Annotated in this window: 24 protein-coding genes; 17 read left to right on the top strand and 7 right to left on the bottom strand. The window is 65.1% G+C overall.

From position 1 onward, the window contains the following. Positions 1-163 precede the first annotated feature (163 nt). Positions 164-1,132, bottom strand: a complete 969-nt coding sequence (locus J2X57_RS01180) for a hypothetical protein (protein WP_309862788.1) — start codon at positions 1,130-1,132, stop codon at positions 164-166. Between the two features lie 143 nt (positions 1,133-1,275). Here J2X57_RS01180 and J2X57_RS01185 point away from each other — a divergent pair, with 143 nt between their 5' ends. Next, positions 1,276-1,836 carry an NUDIX hydrolase gene (locus J2X57_RS01185; protein ID WP_052191261.1) on the top strand — a complete coding sequence of 187 codons (561 nt, stop codon included), beginning with the start codon at positions 1,276-1,278 and terminating at the stop codon, positions 1,834-1,836. A 9-nt stretch (positions 1,837-1,845) separates the two neighbouring features. Here the strand turns inward: J2X57_RS01185 and J2X57_RS01190 are convergent, their stop codons facing one another. Then, positions 1,846-2,370: a 3-hydroxyanthranilate 3,4-dioxygenase gene (locus tag J2X57_RS01190; protein ID WP_309862792.1), complete on the bottom strand. Its 525-nt coding sequence runs from the start codon at positions 2,368-2,370 to the stop codon at positions 1,846-1,848. 61 nt (positions 2,371-2,431) lie between these two features. Between J2X57_RS01190 and J2X57_RS01195 the strand changes: the two genes are divergently transcribed. Both J2X57_RS01195 and J2X57_RS01200 read left to right on the top strand, forming a co-directional pair. After that, positions 2,432-3,757, top strand: a complete 1,326-nt coding sequence (locus tag J2X57_RS01195; RefSeq protein WP_309862795.1) for an FAD-binding oxidoreductase — start codon at positions 2,432-2,434, stop codon at positions 3,755-3,757. 1 nt (position 3,758) lies between these two features. After that, on the top strand, positions 3,759-4,094 hold the full coding sequence (locus J2X57_RS01200) for a tRNA-binding protein (protein ID WP_036112977.1): 336 nt from the start codon (positions 3,759-3,761) through the stop codon (positions 4,092-4,094). Positions 4,095-4,117: 23 nt separating this feature from the next. Here the strand turns inward: J2X57_RS01200 and J2X57_RS01205 are convergent, their stop codons facing one another. Genes J2X57_RS01205 through J2X57_RS01215 form a run of 3 tightly spaced genes read right to left on the bottom strand, consistent with a single transcriptional unit; the run spans position 4,118 to position 8,444 of the window. Next, the gene (locus J2X57_RS01205; RefSeq protein WP_309862799.1) at positions 4,118-5,326 is read right to left on the bottom strand and encodes an acetyl-CoA C-acyltransferase; all 1,209 of its coding nucleotides are present in this window, start codon (positions 5,324-5,326) and stop codon (positions 4,118-4,120) included. A gap of 50 nt (positions 5,327-5,376) precedes the next feature. Further along, entirely contained in the window at positions 5,377-7,746 is a 2,370-nt protein-coding gene (locus J2X57_RS01210; protein WP_309862801.1) for a 3-hydroxyacyl-CoA dehydrogenase/enoyl-CoA hydratase family protein, read from the bottom strand. A gap of 35 nt (positions 7,747-7,781) precedes the next feature. Then, positions 7,782-8,444, bottom strand: a complete 663-nt coding sequence (locus J2X57_RS01215) for a TetR/AcrR family transcriptional regulator (RefSeq protein WP_309862804.1) — start codon at positions 8,442-8,444, stop codon at positions 7,782-7,784. Positions 8,445-8,698: 254 nt separating this feature from the next. Here J2X57_RS01215 and ndk point away from each other — a divergent pair, with 254 nt between their 5' ends. The 8 genes from ndk to moeB all read left to right on the top strand — a co-directional run bounded on the left by ndk (position 8,699) and on the right by moeB (position 16,698). Beyond that, the gene (gene ndk / locus J2X57_RS01220) at positions 8,699-9,124 is read left to right on the top strand and encodes a nucleoside-diphosphate kinase (RefSeq protein WP_036112989.1); all 426 of its coding nucleotides are present in this window, start codon (positions 8,699-8,701) and stop codon (positions 9,122-9,124) included. An 8-nt stretch (positions 9,125-9,132) separates the two neighbouring features. Further along, entirely contained in the window at positions 9,133-10,257 is a 1,125-nt protein-coding gene (gene rlmN / locus J2X57_RS01225; RefSeq protein ID WP_239709043.1) for a 23S rRNA (adenine(2503)-C(2))-methyltransferase RlmN, read from the top strand. Next, positions 10,247-11,017, top strand: a complete 771-nt coding sequence (gene pilW, locus J2X57_RS01230) for a type IV pilus biogenesis/stability protein PilW (RefSeq protein ID WP_043694127.1) — start codon at positions 10,247-10,249, stop codon at positions 11,015-11,017. The genes rlmN and pilW overlap by 11 nt, the downstream gene beginning before the upstream one ends. Positions 11,018-11,106: 89 nt before the next feature. Next, positions 11,107-12,084 carry a RodZ domain-containing protein gene (locus tag J2X57_RS01235; protein ID WP_309862811.1) on the top strand — a complete coding sequence of 326 codons (978 nt, stop codon included), beginning with the start codon at positions 11,107-11,109 and terminating at the stop codon, positions 12,082-12,084. Between the two features lie 150 nt (positions 12,085-12,234). Further along, a complete protein-coding gene (locus J2X57_RS01240) occupies positions 12,235-12,885 on the top strand; it encodes a tetratricopeptide repeat protein (RefSeq protein WP_036113000.1) in 651 nt (216 codons plus the stop codon). Then, the gene (gene bamB / locus J2X57_RS01245; protein WP_036113002.1) at positions 12,882-14,081 is read left to right on the top strand and encodes an outer membrane protein assembly factor BamB; all 1,200 of its coding nucleotides are present in this window, start codon (positions 12,882-12,884) and stop codon (positions 14,079-14,081) included. Before J2X57_RS01240 ends, bamB begins: the two co-directional genes overlap by 4 nt. Before the next feature lie 23 nt (positions 14,082-14,104). Further along, positions 14,105-15,502, top strand: a complete 1,398-nt coding sequence (gene der / locus J2X57_RS01250; RefSeq protein WP_036113005.1) for a ribosome biogenesis GTPase Der — start codon at positions 14,105-14,107, stop codon at positions 15,500-15,502. Between the two features lie 26 nt (positions 15,503-15,528). Then, the gene (gene moeB, locus J2X57_RS01255; RefSeq protein ID WP_309862818.1) at positions 15,529-16,698 is read left to right on the top strand and encodes a molybdopterin-synthase adenylyltransferase MoeB; all 1,170 of its coding nucleotides are present in this window, start codon (positions 15,529-15,531) and stop codon (positions 16,696-16,698) included. Positions 16,699-16,751: 53 nt separating this feature from the next. Here moeB and J2X57_RS01260 read toward each other — a convergent pair whose 3' ends face one another. Continuing rightward, complete coding sequence (locus tag J2X57_RS01260) at positions 16,752-17,318, bottom strand: GNAT family N-acetyltransferase (RefSeq protein ID WP_309862821.1); 567 nt, start codon at positions 17,316-17,318, stop codon at positions 16,752-16,754. 65 nt (positions 17,319-17,383) lie between these two features. Between J2X57_RS01260 and folD the strand changes: the two genes are divergently transcribed. The 3 genes from folD to guaA all read left to right on the top strand — a co-directional run bounded on the left by folD (position 17,384) and on the right by guaA (position 21,480). Continuing rightward, positions 17,384-18,238 carry a bifunctional methylenetetrahydrofolate dehydrogenase/methenyltetrahydrofolate cyclohydrolase FolD gene (gene folD / locus J2X57_RS01265; RefSeq protein ID WP_036113013.1) on the top strand — a complete coding sequence of 285 codons (855 nt, stop codon included), beginning with the start codon at positions 17,384-17,386 and terminating at the stop codon, positions 18,236-18,238. A 110-nt stretch (positions 18,239-18,348) separates the two neighbouring features. Beyond that, positions 18,349-19,803 (top strand): IMP dehydrogenase, encoded by a 1,455-nt coding sequence (gene guaB / locus J2X57_RS01270; protein WP_036113016.1) that lies wholly within the window; start codon positions 18,349-18,351, stop codon positions 19,801-19,803. Between the two features lie 120 nt (positions 19,804-19,923). Continuing rightward, on the top strand, positions 19,924-21,480 hold the full coding sequence (gene guaA, locus J2X57_RS01275; RefSeq protein ID WP_309862828.1) for a glutamine-hydrolyzing GMP synthase: 1,557 nt from the start codon (positions 19,924-19,926) through the stop codon (positions 21,478-21,480). 274 nt (positions 21,481-21,754) lie between these two features. Here the strand turns inward: guaA and J2X57_RS01280 are convergent, their stop codons facing one another. Beyond that, a complete protein-coding gene (locus J2X57_RS01280; protein WP_309864343.1) occupies positions 21,755-22,618 on the bottom strand; it encodes an AraC family transcriptional regulator in 864 nt (287 codons plus the stop codon). Between the two features lie 203 nt (positions 22,619-22,821). Between J2X57_RS01280 and J2X57_RS01285 the strand changes: the two genes are divergently transcribed. Genes J2X57_RS01285 through J2X57_RS01295 form a run of 3 tightly spaced genes read left to right on the top strand, consistent with a single transcriptional unit; the run spans position 22,822 to position 24,329 of the window. Further along, positions 22,822-23,565: an SDR family oxidoreductase gene (locus J2X57_RS01285; RefSeq protein ID WP_036113021.1), complete on the top strand. Its 744-nt coding sequence runs from the start codon at positions 22,822-22,824 to the stop codon at positions 23,563-23,565. A gap of 10 nt (positions 23,566-23,575) precedes the next feature. Next, positions 23,576-23,977 carry a VOC family protein gene (locus J2X57_RS01290; protein ID WP_309862830.1) on the top strand — a complete coding sequence of 134 codons (402 nt, stop codon included), beginning with the start codon at positions 23,576-23,578 and terminating at the stop codon, positions 23,975-23,977. A 4-nt stretch (positions 23,978-23,981) separates the two neighbouring features. Continuing rightward, on the top strand, positions 23,982-24,329 hold the full coding sequence (locus J2X57_RS01295) for a nuclear transport factor 2 family protein (protein WP_309862833.1): 348 nt from the start codon (positions 23,982-23,984) through the stop codon (positions 24,327-24,329). The last annotated feature ends 118 nt before the right edge of the window (positions 24,330-24,447 follow it).

Below are 24,447 nucleotides of genomic sequence, written 5' to 3' on the forward strand. Positions count from 1 at the left end.
TCACGGTGGACACGCCGCTGTCTTAAAGCGCTGGCACGGCACCATAGCCCAGCGGGCATTGGCCGTACAAGCTGCGATGCGGGGCGTGCCAAGGCCCTGCACGGACAGGGTGCGGATGTCGAGCATGACTTACGGCGGTTGTGCATGGCGCGGTGCTGCTTTCTCAGAAAACCATGTTCAGCGCGGCCTGCGGTGCCACGTAGTCGCCGGCGTTGCGGCCCGCGACGGTGAACTGGACGCCCGCGATGAGCCCCATCGTGGGGCTGAAGTGGTACTCCACCGCCGGAGCGAGGCTGATGTCATGGGATGCTGCGACACGGTGGCGGGTCGTCTGCCCGTGGCGCGACCGACCGCTGACGGACACCGCACTCGCGCGGTTCCAGATCGCTTCGCCGACCAGGCCCCAGTGCGTGTCGAGGACATATTCGGCGGCAAGAGTCGCGTTCCAGGCCTGCCCGACGCGTGCCCGGCCGCGAAATCCTTCGGCGGTGCCATAAACGCTGCTGTCGTGTACCTTGACGTGCCCCGGCGACGGGCTCCAGGCGAGTTGCCCGCGCCAGCGCAGGGCGTGCTGGTTCGCCAGCCAGTGCAGCTGCTGCGCGCCGAGGCTCAGCGTGGTTCGCGCGGCGCCGTTGCCCGTGGCATTCAGCGGATTGGTGTCCAGCCGCTGGTATGTGCCGGTGACGAAGCGCTGCGCCACCGCCAGGGCCAGCACCAGGCCGGTGCCGTCGGCCGCGGGAGCGATGAGGCGCTGTTGCACGCGCAGTACGGAGTCGCCCATGCGAAGACCGTCGGTATGCCGTCCGCCGCCGGACGTGCGCGAGGCGTTCAGCGTGAGCTGAACCGCACTGCTGTCGGTCAGGGCGTACGTCATGGGAACGGCGACCTGCCATTGGCGGTACATCGGATGCTGCTCGCGGCGGTGGCCGGTGTTGTCGTAGCTGCCTCGCGTATTCGTATGGATGAGGTAAGGCTCGATGTTGAGCATCCCCATCGGCATCGTGTTGACGGCGGGCGTCACGAGCGGGCCGGTGAAGCGGGGCGACTCCTGCTCCGGCGACGCCTGTGCGGCGAAGGCTGCGGGTATCGTCAGGGCGAGAACGAGGGCGGTGACGTTGGGGATGTAGCGCATGCTGCGATTCCTTGCTGGGCTGAACTGCCATGCGCGTCGTGCGCATGGACCCATCCTAGGCGGCCACGCCCGGTGAAAAACATCGGATTAGTCCTAAAATGTCGTGCGAGAATGCTCAGCCCGACCGTCACCGAAGCACCCGCATGCACGCCGAACGCCACGCCTTGCTCGATGCTTTTCGTCACTATGGCGAACGATGGCCGGCCGAACCGGATGTGGAGCGATGTGTCGCCTGGTTACGCGATAGCGAGCAGCCATTCCATCGCGAGACGTTGGCCGGGCACTTCACCGGCTCCGCATGGCTGGTCAGCGGCGACGGCGAGCGCGTTCTGCTCATGCTGCATCGCAAGCTCGGCCGCTGGCTTCAGCCGGGTGGTCATGCCGATGGCGATCCCGACCTGGCCGAGGTCGCCCTTCGCGAAGCGCGGGAAGAGACCGGACTGCGGGATCTCGAGGTACATCCCGTCATCTTCGACGTCGATACCCATCGCATCCCCGCACGGGGACACGAGCCGGAGCACTGGCACCATGACGTGCGTTACGTGGTGGTCGCGCGCGGCGACGAGACGTTCGTCGTCAACGAGGAAGCACTCGCGCTGGCGTGGCGTCCGGTCGCCGATATCGCGGCGGATCCGGAAGCGGATGTGTCCTTGCGACGCATGGCGGCGAAGTGGCTCGTCATGCGCGATACGCTGATGTCGTAGCGCGGTGCCTCAGTCCTTATATTTCGCCGGTGCCGGATGCAGGGTGCCGCACTCGGTGCACGTGCGCGCCTCGACCGACCGGTAGAAGCGCTCGAAGACGGGCGGGAAGTCGTTCTCGATGCTGTCCAGCGGGAAATAGGTCTCGAACAGCTTGTGGTTGCAGTTTTCGCAGAACCACATCAATCCGTCCCGTTCACCCGCCAGCCGCCGCCGCTCGACGACGAGGCCTACCGAATCGAGCATGCGTTGCGGTGAATGCGGGACTCTCGCGGGCAGGTAGAAGACTTCGCCGGCACGGATCGGTATGTCGCGTGCCCGACCTTCGTCCTGCACTTTCAGGACCATCTCGCCTTCGAGCTGATAGAAGAACTCCGGGCCCTCGTCGTAGTGGTAATCGGTGCGCGCGTTCGGGCCACCGACGATCATGATGATGAAATCGCCATCGACGATGCATTTGTTGCCGACAGGCGGCTTGAGCAGCGCGCGGTTGTCGTCGATCCATCGCTGAAGGTCGATCGGGGGGAGCAGACTCATGGCCGGGCGTCGTATGAGAAGTCACCGGATCATACTCCGGTGACTTCGGGTACTTCCCGTCGTGGCCCGCACTGTCGTACAACTGCGCTCTTTCGTCACCGGATCGCCACCCATGCCGTCGTGGTACCACGACCGGGTCCCCACACCCGAACGCCGGCCGCCGCCGCAAGGCAGGCGCGAGGCGGCCGTCGTGGTCGTTGGCGGCGGCTTCGCCGGGCTGAATACCGTCCTCGGTCTCGCCGCACGGGGCGTGCGCGACATCGTGCTGCTCGATGCCGAGACCATCGGCTTCGGCGCGTCCGGCCGCAACGGCGGCTTCGTCTTCGCCGGTTACTCACTGGGTGAGCGCGCGCTGCTGGAACGTGCCGGCCCCGGCCGTGCAAGACAGCTCTACGGCCGCACGGTGGATGCCGTGAACCTCATTCGCGAGCGCATCTCCACCCTCGCCATCGACTGCGACATGGTCGACGCCGGGGTGGTCTGGGCGAACTGGTTCCGCGATGCCGGCCTGCTGCGTGCGCGCCAGGAACTGCTCGCGCGGGAGTACGGGGCCGACTGGCAGTGGATACCCGCGAACGCCATGCACGAGTTCGTTCACAGTGCTCGCTATCACGATGGTCTGTACGAGCGGAACGCCCTGCACATCGACCCGCTGGCTTATGCGCGCGGGCTGGCGCGCGCCGCCGAGAGCGCAGGAGTCACCATCCACGAGGGATCGCGGGTGCGCATGCTTGAGCGTCGCGGACCACGCTGGACGCTGCGCGTGGGCGATGCGGAAATCGAAACGCCGAACGTCGTCCTGGCCTGCGGCGGCTATCTGGCCGGGCTGGATCGCGACATAGACCGCGCCGTGCTTCCCATTGCGACGTATGTGATGGTGACGGAGCCGCTGGGCGAAAGCCTGGGTGCGTGCCTGCGGACGCGCGCGGCGATCTACGACACACGCTTCGCCTTCGATTATTACCGTCCCCTGACGGACACGCGGCTGCTCTGGGGCGGTCGCATCTCGGTGCGCGACCGGTCGCCGCGCGCCGTGCAGCGATTGCTCAGGCGCGATCTGGCACGCGTCTTCCCGTCCCTGAAAGATGCGCGGATCGAGAAAGCCTGGTCGGGCCTGATGAGCTATGCACGCCATGAGATGCCCCAGGTCGGCACTCACGGCAACGGACTCTGGTACGCACAGGCATTCGGAGGCCATGGGCTGGCACCAACCTGCGCGGCGGGCGAAGCGCTGGCCGATGCGATCGCCGGCGGAGACACGTCCCTCGCGGCCTACGCGGACTTCGGTCTGGATCCCGTGCATCGCCCGTTCGGTTATCTTGCGGCTCAGGGGACGTACTGGAATCATGAATTCCGCGACTGGTTCAAGTCGCGACTGGAAGGATGACATGAGCGAGGAAATCAGCTGGGCCGACTTCGAGAAGGTCATGCTCGTCGCAGGCACCATCGTGCGCGCGGAGGCCTTTCCCGAGGCACGGCGCCCGGCCTACAAGATCTGGGCGGACTTCGGTCCGCACGGCGAACGAAAGACCAGTGCGCAGGTCGCCGCGATCTATGCGGCCGAGGAGCTGGTGGGCAAGCAGATCGTCGGGGTGATCAATTTCCCCGAGAAGCAGATCGGGCCGTTCCGGTCGCAGTTCCTGTTGACCGGATTTCATACCGATGAGGGCGTGGTGATCACGACGACGGAGCGGGCGGTGCCGAACGGGGCCAGGCTGGCCTGATCCCCGCCGGACACCGCCTCACCTCACAGCGATTCGAAGATGCCGGCGGCACCCATGCCCGTGCCGATGCACATCGTCACCATGCCGTATTTCTGTTTCCGGCGGCGGAGGCCGTGGATCAGCGTGGCGGCGCGGATGGCGCCGGTAGCGCCCAGCGGGTGGCCCAGCGCGATGGCGCCGCCCAGCGGATTGACCTTCAACGGATCGAGGCCGAGATCGCGGATGACCGCGAGCGCCTGCGCCGCGAAGGCCTCGTTCAGTTCGATCCAGTCGAGCTGATCCTGGGTGATGCCGGTCTGCTTGAGTGCCTTGGGAATCGCTTCCTTCGGGCCGATGCCCATGACTTCGGGCGCCACACCGGCAACGGAGAAACCGACGAAGCGCGCAAGCGGGGTCAGACCGTGGTCCTTGATCGCCTTCTCGCTGGCGATCAGCAGGGCGCCGGCACCGTCGGACATCTGCGAGGAGTTGCCCGCGGTGACCGAGCCGCCGAACTGGCCGTTGCGGAACACCGGACGCAGCTTGCCGAGGACCTCCAGCGTCGTGTCCTTGCGCGGACCTTCGTCGGTGTCGATGACGCGACGGTCTTCGCGAACGCTGTGGTTCTTCAGGTCGGGGTAGCGGTCGTCGAGCTGGAACGGGGTGATCTCGTCCCTGAACTCACCGGCGGCGATCGCCGCGAAGGCACGCTCGTGCGACTGCAGGGCGAAGCGATCCTGATCCTCGCGGCTGACCTTCCAGCGCTCGGCGACCTTCTCGGCCGTGATGCCCATGCCGAACGCGATGGCGCGGTTTTCGTCGTTGTCGAAGATCGCCGGATTCATGGCGATCTTGTTGCCCATCATCGGCACCATGCTCATCGACTCGGTACCGCCGGCGAGCATCAGGTCGGCCTCGCCCAGGCGGATGCGGTCGGCCGCCATCGCGATGGCCTGCACGCCGGACGAGCAGAAGCGGTTGATGGTGACGCCCGGGACCTGCTCCGGCAGGCCCGCCAGCAGCACGCCGATGCGTGCGACGTTCATGCCTTGCTCGGCTTCCGGCATCGCGTTGCCGATGACGGCGTCGGCGATCAGGGCGGGGTCGATGCCCGGGGCCTGCTCGATGACGGCGCGGATGACATGCGCGAGCAGGTCGTCGGGGCGGGTATTGCGGAACACGCCGCGCGGCGCCTTGCCCACCGGGGTGCGGGTGGCGGCGACGATGTACGCGTCTTGCACTTGCTTGCTCATGATTGGTTCCTTTAAGTGGTGAAGTCGGATGCGTAAGAGCGCGAAGCGCGTCAGTTACGCAGCGGCTTCCCCGTCGTCATCGTGTGCGCGATGCGGGCCTGGGTCTTTTCGGTCTGTGCCAGTTCGACGAAGTGGCGACGCTCGAGCGCGAGCAGCCACGTCTCATCGACCAGCGAGCCACGCTCGATCTTGCCGCCCGCCAGGGTGTCGGCGATGCGGCTGGCGATGTCGATGTCATGCGGCGAGGCGAAATAGCCTTCGGCGAGATTCGCGAGCGAGGCTTTGAACGTGGCCGTGGCGACGTCGCCGCCGACCGGGATGGCGCGGCCGGGCATGGGCGGGCGATAGCCGGACTCGGCCAGGGCGACCGCCTGGGCCTTGGCCACGTGCAGCACCTCGTACGAATTGAAGACCACGATGTCGTCCTTGCGCAGGAGACCCATGGATTTGGCTTCGAGTGCGCTGGTCGAGACCTTGGCCATCGCCACGGTCTCGAAAATCTTCTTCAGGAACTCGAACGGGTCTTCCGGGTTGGCCTGCGCGGCGCGCACGGCGAACTCCTTCAGGCCACCGCCAGCGGGCAGCAGGCCCACGCCGGCTTCGACCAGACCGATATAGCTTTCCAGCGCCGCGACCGTACGCGCCGAATGCATCTGGAACTCGCAGCCTCCACCGAGGGCCAGGCCGCGAACGGCCGCGATCACCGGCACCAGCGAATACTTGATGCGCATGCTGGTGGCCTGGAAGTTCGCCACCATGGCTTCGAACTGAGCCAGCTTGCCGGCTTGCAGGAGGCCCAGCGCGCCCTTGAGGTCCGCACCGGCCGAGAACGGCTCGGACGGCTGCCACAGCACGACGCCGCGAAACTGCTGCTCCGCCAGGCCGATCGCATGCTGGATGCCGTCGAGCACGTGATCGTTGACCGTATGCATCTTGGTCTTGAACGAGATCACGCCGATGTCGTCGCCCGAGTGCCACAGGCGCACGCCGTCGTTCTCCCAGACCGTGGTGCCCTGGTCGAATTTCTCGCCCAGGATCGGATCCGGGAAGGCCTGGCGCGCGTAGACCGGGTGCGAGGAACGCGGCTTCTCCGCGTTGGCACTGGCCGAGTACGAGCCGGCCTTGCCGTGCACGCCGGCCCGACCGTCGGTGACCCAGGCGGGCAGGGGTGCGCTGCTCATGGTCTTGCCGGCGGCGATGTCTTCGGCGATCCAGCCGGCGATCTGCTGCCAGCCGGCGGCCTGCCAGAGCTCGAAGGGACCGAGCTTCCAGCCGTAACCCCAGCGGATGGCGAAATCGACGTCACGCGCCGTCTCGGCGATATCGGCCAGGTGGAAGGCGGTGTAATGGAAGAGATCGCGGAACACCGCCCAGAGGAACTGGGCCTGCGGATCCTGCGACGCGCGCAACCGGGCGAACTTCTCGGCGGGATCCTTGATTGCCAGAATGGCCGAGACCTCGTCGGAGGCCTTCTGCTCGGACGGGCGATAGTCCTGCTTCTGCAGGTCGAGCACCACGATGTCCTTACCGGCCTTGCGGTAGAAACCCGCGCCGGTCTTCTGGCCGAGCGCGCCCTTGTCGATCAGACCTTTGAGCCAGACCGGCGGCTGGAAATACGAGTGCCACGGATCGTCCGGGAGCGTGTCGCCCATGGTCTTGACCACGTGCGCCAGTGTGTCGAGGCCGACGACGTCCGCGGTGCGGAAGGTGGCGCTCTTCGGGCGGCCGATGGCCGGGCCGGTCAGCGCGTCGACGGTGTCGAAGCCCAGGCCGAACTGTTCGGTGTGGTGCATGGTCGACAGCATCGAGAACACGCCGATGCGGTTGCCGATGAAGTTCGGGGTGTCCTTGGCGTAGACGACGCCCTTGCCCAGCGTCGTGGTCAGAAAGGCTTCGAGGCCTTCCAGTACGCCCGTGTCGGTCAGTCTGGTCGGGATCAGCTCGACCAGATGCATGTAACGCGGCGGGTTGAAGAAATGCACACCCGTGAAGCGGTGGCGCATCTCTTCGGGCAGCGCCTCGGCCAGCCCGTTGATCGACAGGCCCGACGTGTTGGACGCCAGCACGGCGGTCTTCGACACGTGCGGGGCGATCTTCTGATACAGGTCGAGCTTCCAGTCCATGCGCTCGGCGATCGCTTCGATCACCAGGTCCACGTCGGCCAGCTGGGCCAGATCGTCCTCGTAGTTCGCCGGGATGATCGCGGCGCCAAGCGTTTTCTCCGCCAGCGGGGCGGGCGACAGCTTGGCCAGGTTGGCGATCGCCTTGAGGGCGATGCCGCTCTTCGGACCTTCCTTCGCGGGCAGGTCGAACAGCACGGTTTCAACGTTGGCGTTCGTCAGGTGAGCGGCAATCTGCGCGCCCATGACGCCGGCGCCGAGTACCGCGGCCTTGCGAATGCGTAACGGTGTTGCGGTCATGATGATCTCCGGTGGTACTTGGGATTCGTCCACGGTCAGCGCGTGGCCGTGGAGTTCGAAACGTTGGGGCTTCGCAGGCCGGCGGCGGCGAAGCGGATGAGGTGCTCGGCGGCGCTCTCCCGGTGGTCGCGTTCGTCCACGTCGTTCTTGCGCTGGATGATTCCGAAATCGGCCATCGCATAGGTCAGCGCGCCGGTGACGATGTCGAGGCGCCAGTAAATCTCCTCCTTGGCGAGACCAGGGAGCAGGCGGCCGAACTCGGCGGCGAACTGCCGCAGCACGTGGCCGTAGTTCTCGGAAAGGAACCGGCGCAGCGTCTCGTTGTGCTCGGCATAGGCCCGGGCCAGTACGCGGACGAAGGCGGCGCCGCCCCCGTCGTTCCGGGACAGGTCCAGAGCCGGCCTGATGTAGGCGTCGAGGATGTCCTCCAGGGACGTCCCGGCCTTGCCAGCCACCCTGGCCAGTGCCGCCAGGCGCCGGCTGTTCAGCTCGTCCAGCCGGCGGCGGAACACTTCCTCGATCAGCTTGTCCTTCGAACCGAAGTGGTAGTTGACCGCGGCCAGATTGACCCGGGCGGCAGCCGTCACCTGGCGCAGCGACGCCCCGGCGAAGCCATGCGTGGCGAACAGGGCCTCGGCGGCACCCAGGATGCGTTCCTTGGTGGTCCGCTCGCGGGACGCGTAGGGTGCGCTGGTCATGTCGGCGGACTCCGCAGGCGGCAGGTTTGAATCAAACGATCGTTTGAGAATACGCCCGGGTCCGCGAAAGGGTCAATGTGCGAACGCACATGACGCCGGAGGCCTGCAAACGGCTTGCGATTGAGCTAGAATCTGTCAAGATTTCGTGAGCTAAGTCAGTCATTCCTGACGGCTTTGGCCCCAAACTTTCACCGGGCGTCCCCGCGGACGCTGGCAGACTCGTTCACCCTTTTCCCATTCCCCGGAGCAAACGTATGGCGCTGGAGCGCACCCTTTCGATCATCAAGCCCGACGCCGTCAAGAAGAACGTCATCGGTGAAATCCTGACCCGCTTCGAAAAGGCCGGTCTCAAGATCGTTGCCGCGAAGCTGAAGCAGCTGACCCGCGAAGAGGCCGAAGGCTTCTACGCCGTCCACAAGGAGCGTCCGTTCTTCGGCGCCCTGGTCGACTTCATGATCTCCGGCCCGGTCATGATCCAGGCCCTGGAAGGCGAAGGCGCGGTCCTCAAGAACCGCGACCTGATGGGCGCCACCAATCCGAAGGAAGCCGCCGCGGGCACGATCCGCGCCGACTTCGCCGAGTCCATCGACGCCAACGCGGTCCATGGTTCGGACTCGCTCGAGAACGCCGCGAACGAGATCAAGTACTTCTTCAACGACTCGGAAGTCGTTTCGCACTGAGACACGCCGTGAATACGCCTGCTGACAAGGTCAACCTGCTCGATTTCGATCGCCAGGGGCTGCGCGATTTCTTCGCCCAGCTCGGCGAGAAGCCCTATCGCGCCGAACAGGTCATGAAGTGGATCTACCACCGTCTCGAAAGCGATTTCGAGAATATGACCGATGTCGGCAAGGCGTTGCGTGAAAAGCTCAGCGCCAGCTGCTATGTGGGCCCGCCCAAGACCGCGTTCGAAAAGACCGCGGTCGACGGCACCCAGAAGTGGCTGCTCGGTATGGATGGCGGCAACGCCATCGAGACCGTGTACATCCCGGAGCCGACCCGCGGCACGCTTTGCGTGTCGTCGCAGGTCGGCTGCGCCCTGAACTGCCAGTTCTGTTCCACGGCAACGCAGGGTTTCTCCCGCAACCTGTCGACGGCCGAGATCATCGGTCAGGTCTGGGTCGCGGCCAAACATCTGGGCAACGTGCCTCACCAGCAACGCCGCATCACCAACGTGGTGATGATGGGCATGGGTGAGCCGCTGCTCAATTTCGACAACGTGGTGAAGGCCATGAGTCTGATGCGCGACGACCTGGGCTTCGGCCTGGCCAGCAAGCGCGTCACGCTCTCCACGGCCGGCCTCGTTCCGATGATCGACAAGCTTTCGACGGAAAGCGACGTCTCGCTGGCCGTCTCGCTTCATGCGGCCAATGACGAGCTGCGCACCGAGCTGGTCCCGCTGAACAAGCGCTACCCGCTGGCGGAGCTCATGGCGGCCTGCGAGCGCTACATCAATCGCGCGCCGCGCACCTCGATCACGTTCGAATACACGCTGATGAAGGGCATCAACGATCGCCCCGAACATGCCAGGCAGCTGATCAAGTTCATGCGCCGCCTGCCGGGCGCGAACAAGGTCAACCTCATTCCGTTCAATCCTTTCCCGGGAACGCGCTTCGAGCGCTCCAATCAGGAAGACATCCGCAACTTCCAGACCCAGCTGCTCAACGCCGGTGTACTTACGATGCTTCGCCGCACCCGTGGTGACGACATCGACGCCGCTTGCGGCCAGCTGAAAGGGCAGGTGGTCGATCGCACGCGCCGTCAGGCGGAATTCCGCAAGAAGCTGGAAGAGGGAGTGGTGAATGCGGCTTGAGCGGTGGGGGATGCTGGTGGCGCTCGTGTGGGCGTGCACCGGCTGCGTGGGTGACGGCTCGGTCCTTAAGCCCGCCACGGCGGCGGATGAGCGCGCCAAGGGAGCTCAGGTGCACACCGAACTCGGTCAGCGCTACATGGAGAGCGGCAACCTGCAGGGCGCGATGGAAAAACTGCAGAAAGCGCTGAGCTTCGATCCCAGATATGTGCCCGCCCACACGGTGATCGCGGTGCTTTACGAGCGGATCAACGATCCGGTCAATGCGGAGCTGCACTACCGTAAGGCCATCGAGTTCGATCCGAAAAAGGGGTCGCTGAACAACAATCTCGCCGTGTTCCTGTGCAAGCAGGGGCGTGCAGGCGAGGCCAAACCGTTCTTCGATCGTGCCCTGGCGGATCCGTTTTACGAAACGCCCGACCTGGCCATGACCAACGCGGGCACCTGCCAGATCCAGGCTCACGATTACGAGGCCGCGGAAGGTTACTTCCGCAGGGCGCTCGAGCGTAATGGCAACAACGCCGATGCCCTGTATCAGATGGCTTACCTGTTGTACCTTAAGAACGATGCGTTCCGGGCACGGGCCTTCATGCAGCGCTATGAAGCGCTGGCCAGGCCCACTCCGGATTCGTTGAAGCTCGGTCGCGATATCGAGCTCCGTCTGGGCAACGGGGAGGTTGCCCAGGACTATGCCAAACGGTTGCGCTCACAGTTCCCGGATTCGGAACAAGCGCGCTCACTCGAAGCCAGCGCACGTCAATGACATCCGTACCTTCGAATTCTTCCGGTCGGGACGATCGCGAACAGGATCTGTTCGCCGGGCTCGCGCCGAACGCACACACGGAGCAAGCCATGGATCCCCAGCTCGATGTGAACGCTGACGAGGGCGGTCGCGTCCTCATCGACCTCGGCGCTGGCACCACGGGCTTCGGAGCCCGTCTGCGTGCCGTCCGGGAGGCGCGTGGCTACACCATCGAGGCCTGCGGTCAGGCGTTGCGTCTGCCGTCGCGCCTGCTGCGCCAGCTCGAAGCGGGCGAGTACGGTGGTATCGACTACCAGGTTTATCTGGCCGGCTATCTCAGTAAATACGGCAACCATCTCGGCGTCGACCCGGAAGCCATTCAGGCCGAGCTCGCGCGCCTGACCCCGCGCCAGCCGGAGCTCGTCGTCACCGGTGGGGTGTCCCATTCGCGCTATCTGCTCGAGCGCTATGTGACCGCCGCCACGTACGTCGTGCTGACCGCGGTGATCGTCGTGCCCATGGTGTGGCTCGGCGTACGCGGCACGCTCGATCGCGACATGCCGCGCCTGGCTCCGCTGGATGCCGCTCCCGTCGCTCAGCAGGATGCCCCGGCCGGCGCCTCGTCCACCGCGCTCGCGAGCGATGCCGCCCCCGCCAGGCCGGCGGCCGTGTCCGAGTCCCGCGCCGAGGACCAGCAACCGCTGCTGGCGTCGATGGCCATGTTCCCGCCGCTGGACAGGGGTGCCGCCAGGGCGCCGCTGGCTACCGCCGCCGCCGCGCCTGTCGTCGATGACGCGGCGAAGGCTCAGGGGCAGGGCGCGCACAGCCTTTCCCTGTCCTTGCCGTCCGCGAGCTGGGTCGAAGTGACGGCCGCCGATGGGTCGCGTCTGGAGTACGGCATCCTGCCGGCCGGAACGCAGAAGTCCTACCGCAGCGACAGCCCTCTGGATGTCCGCATCGGCAATGCCACGGGTGCCCAGGCATCGGTGGACGGGCAGGCCGTGCAGATCGACGCGTTCCGCCGCGCCAACGTCGCCCGTTTCCGTGTGGATATCCGCGACGGCAAGGCGACGCCGGTCTCCAACTGATCGCCGCGAGCGTGGTTCCGTCTCAGCGCGGCGCCGCCGGCCCGCGCTTTTCGGTTATCCTTGCCTATTGATCCGCCCCGTCATCGTCAGATGGCAGGTGCGGGCTTGTTCCCTTCAGGATGTGCTGCGCGGAGCGCAGTGGGTGATTGCATGTCTTTCGACGTATACGACGACTACGAACAAGGCGAACGCGTCCAGCAATGGCTGCGCAAGAACGGCGTTTCGATCGCCGTCGGCATCGCGCTGGGCCTCGTGCTGATCTTCGGCTGGCAGCAGTGGAAGTCGCACCGCGCCGGTCACGAGCAGGCGGCGGCCGGCGAATATTCGGCGCTCCAGGCGGCCGTGGCGCAGAACAACGCCAATGCGATCGACGTCCACACCGAAACGCTGCTGAAGGATTATGCGGACACCGCCTGGTCCGTCTTCGCAGCGGGCGAGCGGGCGCAGCGCAACGTCATGGCCGGTCAGCTCGACAAGGCTTCGGGCGACCTGGACTGGGCCGTGGCCCATGCCAAGGACGACGCGCTCAAGACACTCGTGCAGCTTCGTGTCGCACAACTCAAGTTCGCCCAGAACAAGCCACAGGACGCCCTCACCGCGCTGGACGCGATGCCGGGCAAGTCGTTTGTGGCCATCGCGCAGGAACTCCGCGGCGATGCGCTGGTCAAGCTTGGACGCCACGACGACGCACGCAAGGCCTATCAGGCGGCGATCGCCGCGATGGGCGACAGCGCACCGCAACGCGGTGTGGTTCAAACAAAGCTCGATGATCTGGCAGTGGCCGGGAAGCAGGGTGCATGAAACGTTTTTGGGCAATCGCGTTGACTTCGTCGCTGGTCGTTCTGGCCGGCTGCCATTCGTTCAAGAAGGAAAACGTCGAACCGCCGACCCCGCTCGACAAGAAGTTCGAGCCGACCCTCAAGGTCGAGCGTCTCTGGAAGTCCAGCATCGGTGACGGCGCCGCCGAGTCCGGTGTGCGTATGCGTCCGACCGTCGTCGACAACGTGCTTTACGCCGCCAGCACCGACGGCAAGATCGCCGCCTTCGAGGCGTCGACCGGCAAGAAGCTGTGGTCCAAGAGCACCCGCCAGCACGGCTGGTTCGGCTGGGGCGACGCCAAGCGCGAAGACGCGCGCTTCTCCGGCGGCCCCGGCGCCGCCGGCGACCTCGTCGCCATCGGTACGCTGGATGGACATCTGTACGGTATCAACGCGAAGGACGGCGAGCGTCGCTGGTCGTCCGAGCTGTCGTCGGAAGTCATCACGGCACCGGTCATCGTCAACGGTCTGGTCGTCGTTCGCTGCAACGACGGTCGCATCTACGGCATCGACGCCAGCAATGGCGAGCGCCGCTGGGTGTTCGACCAGGCCCAGGTGCCGCTCCTCAGCCTGCGTGGCAACGGTCGCCTGCTGATCGCCAACGGCGTGGTGTTCGTCGGCAGCGATGCCGGCAAGCTGATCGCCATTCGCCTGGACAACGGTGAGAAGCTCTGGGAGCAGACGCTCGCCAGTGGTGAAGGCCGTACCGAGATCGATCGCCTGAACGACGCCGATGGCTCGCTGGTCCTCGATGGCACCACGCTTTACGGCGCCGCGTACCATGGCAACCTTACCGCGATCGACGGCCCGAGCGGGCGTCCGCTGTGGAACCACGGCTTCTCGACGTTCACCTCGCTGGACGTGAAAGACAACGCCGTCTACGGCGTCGACGACCAGTCGCAGGTTTTCGCCTTCGACAAGAGCAGCGGCGCCAACATCTGGAAGCAGGCGGGTCTCAAGTACCGCTGGCTGACCGGGCCGGCGATCCAGGGCAACTATGCCGTGGTCGGCGACCTCGACGGTCACATCCACTGGCTGGCGGTCGGCGACGGCAAGATCGCCGCACGTGAGCGCCTGTCCAAGAAAGCCATTCGTGCCCAGCCCCTCGTGGTGGGTGACACCGTGTTCGTTGAAGATGTCGAGGGCCACATCGGCGCCTACCGCATCGCGACGAACTGATCCACAGGATAGATGTAACTCCCATGTTGCCCGTCGTCGCTTTGGTCGGCCGTCCCAATGTCGGTAAGTCGACCCTCTTCAATGCGCTGACGCGTAGCAGGGACGCTCTTGTCGCCGATATGCCCGGCGTCACTCGTGACAGACACTACGGTGTCTGTCGTCTCGGTCCCCGACCGTTCGTTGTCGTGGATACCGGCGGCTTGTCCGGTAGTGATGAAGGCATTGAAGGCCTCACCGCGCAGCAGGTTCGTCTCGCGATCAGCGAGGCCAACCTGCTCGTCTTCGTGGTGGATGCCCGCGATGGCGTCCTCCCGCTGGATGCCGGCATCCTCACCGAGCTCCGCCGCAGCGGCAAGCCGGTCATCGTCGTCGTCAACAAGACCGACGGCGTCGATGAAATCGTGGCGCTGGGCGAATTCGCTTCGTTCGGCATCGCCGAAACGCTGCCCATGTCCGCTGCGCACAACCGCGGCGTCGACGTGCTGGTGGCCAAAGCCATCGGTTACCTGCCGGACGACAGGGATAACGACCCCGCGCTCGAAGATCAGGGCATCCGCGTGGCGATCGTCGGTCGTCCCAATGCCGGCAAGTCCACGTTGATCAATCGTCTGCTGGGCGAGGATCGTCTCATCGTTTCGGACCTCGCCGGCACCACGCGCGATCCGATCCGGGTATCGCTGGAGCGTGACGGCAAGCGCTACACGCTGATCGATACCGCCGGCGTGCGCCGTCGTGCACGCGTCGAGGAAGCGGTAGAGAAATTCAGCGTCATCAAGACGTTGCAGTCCATTGCTGCGTCGCAGGTGACGGTCGTTCTGATCGATGCCCGGGAAAATCTCGCCGACCAGGACCTGACCCTCATCGGGCACGCCATCGAAGAAGGCCGGGCGCTGGTCATCGCGGTGAACAAGTGGGACGGCATGGACTCTTATGCCCGCGAGCAGACGCAGAAAGCGCTCGAGCGCCGCCTGCAGTTCGCCGAGTGGGCGAAGACGGTCTTCATCTCCGCGCTGCACGGCTCCGGCCTGCGCGAACTCATGAAGGCGGTCATCCGTGCTCACGGGGCAGCGACGAAGGTGCTGACGTCCAGCGAACTGACCCGGACGCTCGAGCAGGCTTACGAGGCCTATCAGCCGCCGTTGGTGCGCGGGCATGCGCCCAAGCTGCGTTACGCCCATCCGGGCGGATTCAATCCGCCGACGATCGTGATCCACGGCAGCCGGACCAAGCACATTGCGCCGGCTTACCGCCGTTACCTGGAAGGGTTCTTCCGCAAGCGTTACAAGCTGGAAGGCACACCCATCCGTATCGATTTCCGCGATGGTGAGAACCCGTTCGCCGGCAAGAAGAACGTCCTGACGGAAGGCCAGCAGCGCCGCCGCCGGGAAATGATCCGCAACGCGAAGCGACGCGAGAAGTAAGCGTCGCCCTCGCAGAGGTGCCTCGCATGACCGAAGACCTGGGTAGGGATCGCTGGCTGGCCGAGTTGCGCCAGCGGGTGCCCGAGATCGCCGCGACCGATGCCTTGTCCCGCCAGCTGGACGGGGCATTGCTGATCGATGTCCGTGAGGACAACGAGCGCAGCGAGGGCTCGCCGGCCGGTGCGAGCGGGCTCTCACGTGGATTTCTTGAGCTGCGCATCGAGCAGATCGAGCCGGACCGGCAGCGCGAGATCCTCGTGCTTTGTGGCAGCGGCCAGCGCTCGTTGCTCGCCGCCGAGGCCTTGCAGCGCATGGGCTATGCACGGGTGTCCTCGGTCGCGGGCGGCATGGCGGCGTGGAAGGTCGCGGGCTTACCGGTGCTTGCGGGTGCGCTCGATAGCGACGCCGCTGAGCGTTACGCCCGACAGGTGTTGCTACCGCAGGTCGGTGAGGCTGGGCAGTCCAGGCTTGCCGACGCTCGCGTGGCCGTGATCGGGGCGGGCGGCCTGGGGTCTCCGGCGTTGCTTTACCTCGCCGCGGCCGGCGTCGGGCATCTAACCCTGATCGACGACGATCGCGTCGAGCGATCCAATCTGCATCGCCAGGTCGTCCATGCGGACGCGCGCGTGGGCATGAGCAAGGCGGAGTCGGCCCGGATGACGCTGCTTGCGCTCAACCCGCGCATTCATGTCCGTGTCGTGGTCGAGCGCCTCCGCGCGGACAACGTCGAAGCGATGATCGGCGGCCACGATGTGGTGATCGATGGCGCGGACAATTTCGCCACGCGCTACCTGCTGGCCGCGGCAACGCGGCGCCTGGGGCTGCCGATGGTCTATGCCGCGATCGAGCGCTTCACCGGCCAGGCGAGTGTGTTCGATCCGCGACGCGCGGATTCTCCCTGCTATCGCTGCCTGTTCCCCGAGCCGCCGGCGGCCGCCGATGCGCCCAACTGCAGCGAGGCCGGTGTGCTGGGGGTGCTCCCCGGACTGGTGGGCATGGTGCAGGCCACCGAAGCGATGAAGCTGATCCTTGGCGTCGGCGAAACGCTCGTCGGACGATTGCTGACTTACGACGCCCTCGGCATGCGTTTCCGCGAGCTGAAGCTGAGGCGCGATCCGCAGTGCCCGGGTTGCGGAGACGGGGCGTCCTTCGACGGCTATGTGGATCTCGAGCGGATGTGCGCGATCGCCGGCTGAGGCGTTTCGGGTCGGCTGCGGGCTTCATCCTTACGGAAAGCCGGAAGACTCGCTCACAATCGATCCCCGGACACGACGGAATACATCGCAGCGTCGACAGGTTTATTTCGTAACACCAATCGGTTACGAAGCATTCCTTCGAATATGCCTCCGATGCGTTCAGCTGTCTTCCGGCTCGGCACGTTGTCGTGCGCCGCGACGATTTCCAGCCGCGAGACCCGCACGGCCTCGAAGGCGAACTGGACCGCGAGCTTGCCCGCCCGTGCCGCGACGCCCCGGCCCTGCGCCGACTCACGCACCCAGTAACCGAGGTTGGCAAAACGGTGCTCGCGATTGAGGTGGTTCACGCCCATGCCGCCGAGCAGTGCGTCCGTCGCTGCATCGAACACGAGGAACTCATGGCCTTCGCCCATCAGCCAGGCCTTATGGCAGGTTGCGATCCATGCCGCCGCGTCCATGGGTGTGTATCCCACATGGCACCAGTCCTGCCAGCGGCCGACGGTCGCGACGGACTCGCGTACGGCTTCGGCGAGGGCCTCCATGTCGCCGGTACGGTGCGGGCGAAGCGTGACCTGCCCATCGGTCAGGGCGTTTGGGTAGGGAAGGGTTTCGATGGCCATGCCGGAGAGTATGCAAGCGTCGTAAGCTCAGGGGATAATGTCCGGTTTCCACAGGGCGATATCCCATGACCGCACGTATTCTCGACGGCAAGCGCATCGCCCAGGAACTGCTCGAGCATATCGGGCGTCGTGTCGCCAAACGCGTTACCGAGGGGCATCGCGCACCTGGACTCGCCGTGGTTCTGGTCGGCGAAGACCCGGCCTCTGCGGTCTACGTCAGGAACAAGCGCAAAGCCTGTCAGCAGGTGGGCTTCAAGTCGTTCGGCTACGACCTTCCGGCCGAAACGTCGCAGGAAGAACTTTTTGCGCTGATCGACAAGCTCAACGCGGATCCGGCGGTACACGGCATCCTCGTACAGTCGCCCCTGCCGGCGCATATCGATGAAGAAGCGCTGGTCGACCGGATCGATCCGATGAAGGATGTCGATGGCTTCCAGGCGGTCAATGTCGGCCGCCTTGCGCTGCGCCGTTTCGGTCTGCGTCCGTGCACGCCCAAGGGTGTGATGACGCTGCTGGGTCATACCGATCGCCCGGTACGCGGCGAGCACGCGGTCATCGTTGGCGTCTCTAACCACGTCGGTCGGCCGCTTGCGCTTGAGCTTCTTATCGCAGGAAGTACAGTCACTTGCTGCCACAAGTTCACCCAGAATCTCGAAGGCTTCGTGGCGCAGGCGGACATCCTCGTCGTGGCCGCGGGTAAGCCGGGGCTGGTCAGGGGGGAATGGATCAAGCCGGGCGCCGTGGTCATCGACGTAGGTATCAATCGCCTGGAGGACGGGCGTCTGGTGGGCGACGTGGAATTCGCCCCCGCGGCCGAGCGTGCGTCATGGATCACGCCGGTGCCGGGTGGGGTGGGACCGATGACGGTGGCGACGTTGATGGAGAACACGCTGGAGGCGGCGGAGGCTCTCGACGGTTGAGAGGCAGGGGGTCGCCAGCATGGCCGGCTCCTGCGGGAGCGGACTCGTCGCGCTGTCGTTTTGCTGCAACGCACGCTATAATGCCGCGATTTACTCGCGGGACTAATGCTATGCGCATCCTTGCCGAGGCACTCACTTACGATGACGTGTTCCTGGTTCCCGGCCACTCCACGGTTATGCCCCGTGATGTGGATACCTCAACGCGGTTCACGCGCGGCCTGCGCCTGAATATACCCATCGTGTCCGCCGCCATGGACACCGTGACCGAAGCCCGCCTCGCCATCACGATGGCCCAGAACGGCGGCATCGGCATCATCCACAAGAACATGACCGCCGAGCTCCAGGCCGCTGAAGTACGCCTGGTCAAGAAGTTCGAAGCCGGCGTCATCCGCAGCCCGATCACCGTCCGTCCGGACACCTCGATCGGCGACGTCATGGCCCTGACCCGCGCGCACAACATCTCCGGCGTGCCGGTGGTCGACGGCGAGAAGCTGGTCGGCATCGTCACCAGCCGCGACCTGCGTTTCGAGCGCAAGCACGACGACCCGGTGCGCAACATCATGACCCGCGAAGATCGCCTGGTCACGGTGAAGGAAGGTGCCTCGCACGACGAAGTCCTCGAACTGCTGCACCGCAACCGCATCGAAAAGGTCCTGGTCGTCAACGACAGCTTCCAGCTGCGCGGTCTGATCACGGTCAAGGACATCCAGAAAGCCCGCGACAATCCCAACGCCGCCAAGGACTCGCATGAGCGCCTGGTCGTGGGCGCCGCCGTGGGTGTGGGTGGCGACACCGAGCGTCGCATCGAGCTCCTGGTCGACGCCGGCGTGGACGTGGTCGTGGTCGACACGGCGCACGGTCACTCGCAGGCGGTCATCGACCGCGCGGGCTGGGTCAAGAAGCATTACCCGCAGGTCCAGGTCATCGCCGGCAACATAGTTACCGGTGAGGCGGCGCGTGCGCTGCTCGACGCCGGTGTCGACGCGGTCAAGGTCGGCGTGGGTCCCGGTTCCATCTGCACCACCCGTATCGTCACCGGTATCGGCGTGCCGCAGATCACCTCGATCGACATGGTCGCCACCGCGCTGAAGGGCGAGATTCCGCTCATCGCCGACGGGGGCATCCGTTACTCGGGCGACATCCCCAAGGCACTGGCCGCCGGCGCGTCCTCGGTCATGCTCGGCTCGATGTTCGCCGGTACCGAAGAAGCCCCGGGTGAGGTCGAGCTGTTCCAGGGTCGCTCCTACAAGAGCTACCGCGGCATGGGCTCCATCGGCGCCATGCAGCTGGGCTCCAAGGACCGTTACTTCCAGGACGAAGCCGACGCCGACAAGCTCGTGCCGGAAGGCATCGAAGGTCGCGTGCCGTATCGCGGTCCCCTGCGCAACATCATTCACCAGATGATGGGCGGGTTGCGTGCCTCCATGGGTTACATGGGCGCGGCCTCGATCGAAGAGATCCACGAGAAGGCCCAGTTCGTGAAGGTGACCGGCGCCGGTGTGCTCGAAGCGCATCCGCACGACATCCAGATCACGAAAGAAGCGCCGAACTACCGCCGGGACTGATGCGCTCACGCGCTCGACCCCGGTGACCCAGGACGCCCGCCGCAAGTGGGCGTTCTGCTTTTTCAGGCCAACGCGCAGCGCGCGGGGCCGCCAGAAATTTCATACTGCCAGGCCGCCACGATGACCGATATCCACAGCGACAAGATCCTCATCCTCGACTTCGGTTCGCAGTACACGCAGCTGATCGCCCGCCGCATCCGCGAGATCGGCGTCTATTGCGAGGTGTGGGGCTGGGATCACGCACCGGACGAGATCGCCGGCTTCAACCCGAAGGGCGTCATCCTGTCGGGCGGCCCGGAATCGGTGACCGAGGACAACTCGCCGCGCGCGCCCCGGCAGGTCTTCGACCTCGGCGTGCCGGTGCTGGGCATCTGCTACGGCATGCAGACCATGGCCGAACAGCTCGGCGGCAAGGTCGAGGCCGGCCACGATCGCGAGTTCGGTCCGGCCACCATCACCTTCGGCAGCTGCGCGCTGTTCGACACGGTGGTCGAGGACGGTGAGGCGCTGGGTGTATGGATGTCGCACGGCGACCGCGTCACCGCGATCCCGGAAGGTTTCAGGGTCACCGCGTCGACGTCCAGCCTGCCGCTGGCCGCCATGGCCGACGACACGCGCCGCTTCTACGGCGTCCAGTTCCACCCGGAAGTGACCCACACCAAGCGCGGCATGGAGCTTCTCCGCCGCTTCGTCGTCGACCTCTGTGGCTCGGCCACGCTGTGGGACGCCGCACACATCATCGAAGACGCCGTCGCCCGCGTGCGCGAGCAGGTCGGCAGCGATCGCGTGCTCCTGGGTCTCAGCGGCGGTGTGGATTCGTCCGTCGTGGCCGCGCTGCTCGAGAAGGCCATCGGCAACCAGCTGACGTGCGTCTTCGTCGATACGGGTCTGCTGCGTTTCCAGGAAGGCGACCAGGTCATGACCACCATGGCCGAGCACATGGGCGTGCATGTCATCCGCGTGGATGCGAAGCAGCGTTATTTCGACGCGCTGGCTGGCGTGGAAGACCCGGAAGCCAAGCGCAAGGTCATCGGCCGCCTGTTCATCGAGATCTTCGACGAAGAGTCGGCCAAGCTCGAAGGCGTGAAGTGGCTGGCCCAGGGCACGATCTATCCCGACGTCATCGAATCCGCCGGCAGCAAGACGGGCAAGGCCCACGTCATCAAGAGCCATCACAACGTCGGCGGCCTGCCGGAGCACATGAAGCTCAAGCTGGTCGAGCCGTTGCGCGAGCTGTTCAAGGACGAAGTCCGCCGCATCGGCGTCGAGCTCGGCCTGCCGCGCGAGATGGTCTATCGCCATCCGTTCCCGGGTCCGGGTCTGGGCGTGCGCGTGCTCGGCGAGGTCAAGGCGGAATACGTCGACCTGCTGCAGCGTGCCGATGCGATCTTCATCGAGGAGCTGCGCAGCCACGGCCTGTATGACCGGGTGAGCCAGGCTTTCGCGGTGTTCCTGCCGGTGCGCTCGGTGGGCGTGGTCGGTGACGGCCGGGCTTACGAGTGGGTGATCGCGCTGCGTGCCGTGGAGACGATCGACTTCATGACGGCGCACTGGGCGCACTTGCCGTACGACTTCCTTGATAAGTGCTCGACGAGAATTATCAATGAGTTGCGTGGTATTTCTCGCGTCGTTTATGATATTTCGGGGAAGCCGCCGGCTACGATTGAGTGGGAGTGAGCTGGCCCGTCGGACTGATCGAGTGGAAGGGGACCATCAGCGCTTCATGTTGGCGCTGAGTGGCTAGCACGGCGCTTCGACATCGGGATCATGCAGCGACTGCCAGAGGCCGCGCAGCGCGTGATCCTGGCGCGCAATCTGCTGCCCAGTCGAGAACTATCTTCGGCCGCTGAGGCGAATGCTTCAGCTTCTTTCTCGTTACCGTCGCCATCTTGGAAGGCGTAGGCCACGAGCATTCAGGAGGGCTGCAGATAGATCGCCCATCCGCGAACCGTCAGGTCGCATCCGCATTCTGCAAAGGCCTGATGTTGGTGGCGCCGTCCTTGTTACGCATTGCGTTGTGAATACGCAGTACGTCCTTCGCTGGCGGCAATCCAAATTCACGAGCGTACTCGCGGCTGAACTGGGTCGGACTCTCGTAGCCCACTTCATGCGCCGCCGTGGTGACGCTGTAGCCCGCAGTAACCAGCCACTTGCGCGCCTGCAGCAGGCGAATCTGTTTTTGGTACTGCAGCGGACTTAGCGCTGTCACGGCTTTGAAGTGACGGTGGAAGGCCGATACGCTCATCGCAACCTCCTCGGCCAGTTCTTCCATCCGCAGCGGGCGCGCATAGTCCTGGCGGATACGTTGAATGACCCGGTTCATGCGCGCCAGGGCGGTGTCCGGCGTCGCGATGTCATGCAGCATCCAGCCCATTGGACCTTGCAGTACGCGGTAAAGGATCTCGCGTTCATACGCGGGTGCAAGGGCCGCAATATCCATCGGATGGTTCATCAGGCGCAGCATGCGAACCCAGGCATCCAGCAATTCGACGGTCATGGCAGCGACCGAGAAGCCCGTTTCGCGGCGTCTTGCCGCGGCAGCATTGGGCAAATCGGACAGCAATTCCGCCAGCAGCGACGGGTCGAGCGTCAGGCTTACCGCAAGATAGGGCGCGCCCGAATCGCTGCTGCGCACGATGCCGGCTGCAGGCAGGTCGACGGACATGACGAAATAGGTGGCAGGATCATAGTGCAGGGTCTGTCCGCCCACGGTCATGGACTTACTACCCTGCAGGATCACGTTGACCATGGGCTCGTAGACGGCGGCAAGCTCGTGTTCCGGAACGGCTCCCTGAACCATCGCCACGCGCGGGATGCCAGTCTCGGTTCGACGATTTTGCGCGTGAGCGGCAAGGCTCCGCAGTTCGGTCAATGGGTTCTCCATGACACCCATTGGACTTCGACTTTCGGCTGACGGCAAGCGATCGAGCAGAAATAGGCAGGAATGAGGCACGATCGGGTGAGCCAGCGACGCCACGCGCACCTATCGTATCGGTACCGAATTTCAAGGAGCCATTCATGGGAGTCATCGTCATCACCGGCGGAAGCCGGGGCATTGGCGCGAGCACCGCAGTCGAATGCGCGCGGCGCGGATTAGGCGTCATCCTCACCTACAACCAGAATTCAGGCGCTGCTGAAGACGTGGTTCGCAGCATTGCGGTCGTGGGAGGCAAGGCGGTTGCGTTGCCGCTGAATGTCGCCGATGTCCGCACCTTTACAGGCTTTCGAAGCTCAGTGGAACAGGCGCTGGTATCCACATGGGGAGTGAGCCAGTTGGCCGGCCTGGTCAACAATGCGGGCTACGGTCTGTTCAATCCCATCGAAACCGTCACCGAAGACCAGTTCGACGGCTTGATGAACGTGCATCTGAAAGGCCCGTTCTTCCTCACTCAGGCGTTGCTGCCGTTGCTGAGCGAAGGCGCCAGCATCGTCAACCTGACGAGTGCGACCACGCGGGTGGCCACTGCGGGCGTTGCGCCCTATGCCGCATTCAAGGGGGGCCTGGAGGTACTGACGCGCTACATGGCCAAGGAATTCGGCGAACGCCGCATCCGGGCCAACTCGGTATCGCCGGGACCCATCCGCACCGAACTCGGCGGGGGACTGAACACTGAGTTCGAGGCGCTGCTTGCCTCTCAAACCGCCCTCGGGCGCGTGGGCGAGCCAGAAGAAGTGGCTCGTGCGATCGCGTCGCTGCTGACCGTGGACGGTGGCTGGGTCAACGCCCAGAACATCGAAGTCGCCGGCGGCTACGTCGTCTGAGGGCCATCCCATGATCGATCACATCTTTCTTACCGTGGGGGACACCGATCGCTCGGTTGCCTTCTACGAGACAGTGCTTCCCATCCTCGGAATCACCAGCCGGCTCGACTATGACGGGAAGGACGGCCCGGTGGGCCATCCCGACCTGAAGGGTTTCGGCGCAAAAGGCCGCATGTCGTTTTGGCTACGGCAAGGCGTTGCGGCGCCCGGTGCCGTGCACATTGGCTTCATTGCGGATTCCGAAGACGTGGTGAATGCCGCCTTCGCGAAGGCCCTGGCCGCCGGTGCGACCGAGATCCATGCGCCCGGGCCGCAGCTTCCCTACGATCCCCGCTACTACGCTGCGCAGGTCAGGGACCTGGATGGCTACAGCCTGGAGTTTGTCTACAAGAGCTGGCAACACGGGGCCTGATGGGATGACTCAGCAGACCGCAAACCTACGAAGGATCGCGAATGCCCTCATCGCTGCGACCAACGCCTTCGACGTGAAAAAGACATTGGCCTTGTTCACAGCGGATGCGGTGATCGACGACCCGTCCACCGGCCATCGCTTCGACGGCCACGCTGGCATCCGGCGCTATATCGAAGAGTATTTCATCGGCTATCACACGGTGACAAAGTTCGTGTCGATCGAGTTCCTCGACGACAACCGGGCGCGCGTGCGGGTCGATTTCACCGGGGATTTTGGTCGCGAGACCGGCCTGTTGGAGATTTCGGTCGACGCCCGGGGACTGATCCTGCGCATCGACGCTTCGCTCGACTAGCCGATCCCGAAGAATGATCCAAGCCGGGCGGCGCTTGCGACACCTGAGCTGCAGGCGTGATGCTTCACCTTCGGTCAGATCACCGCAGGCGCATTCCCGGCGGGAGACGCGGTGGAAC

This window comes from Luteibacter sp. 1214 (genome assembly GCF_031455395.1).
Classification (GTDB): domain Bacteria; phylum Pseudomonadota; class Gammaproteobacteria; order Xanthomonadales; family Rhodanobacteraceae; genus Luteibacter; species Luteibacter mycovicinus.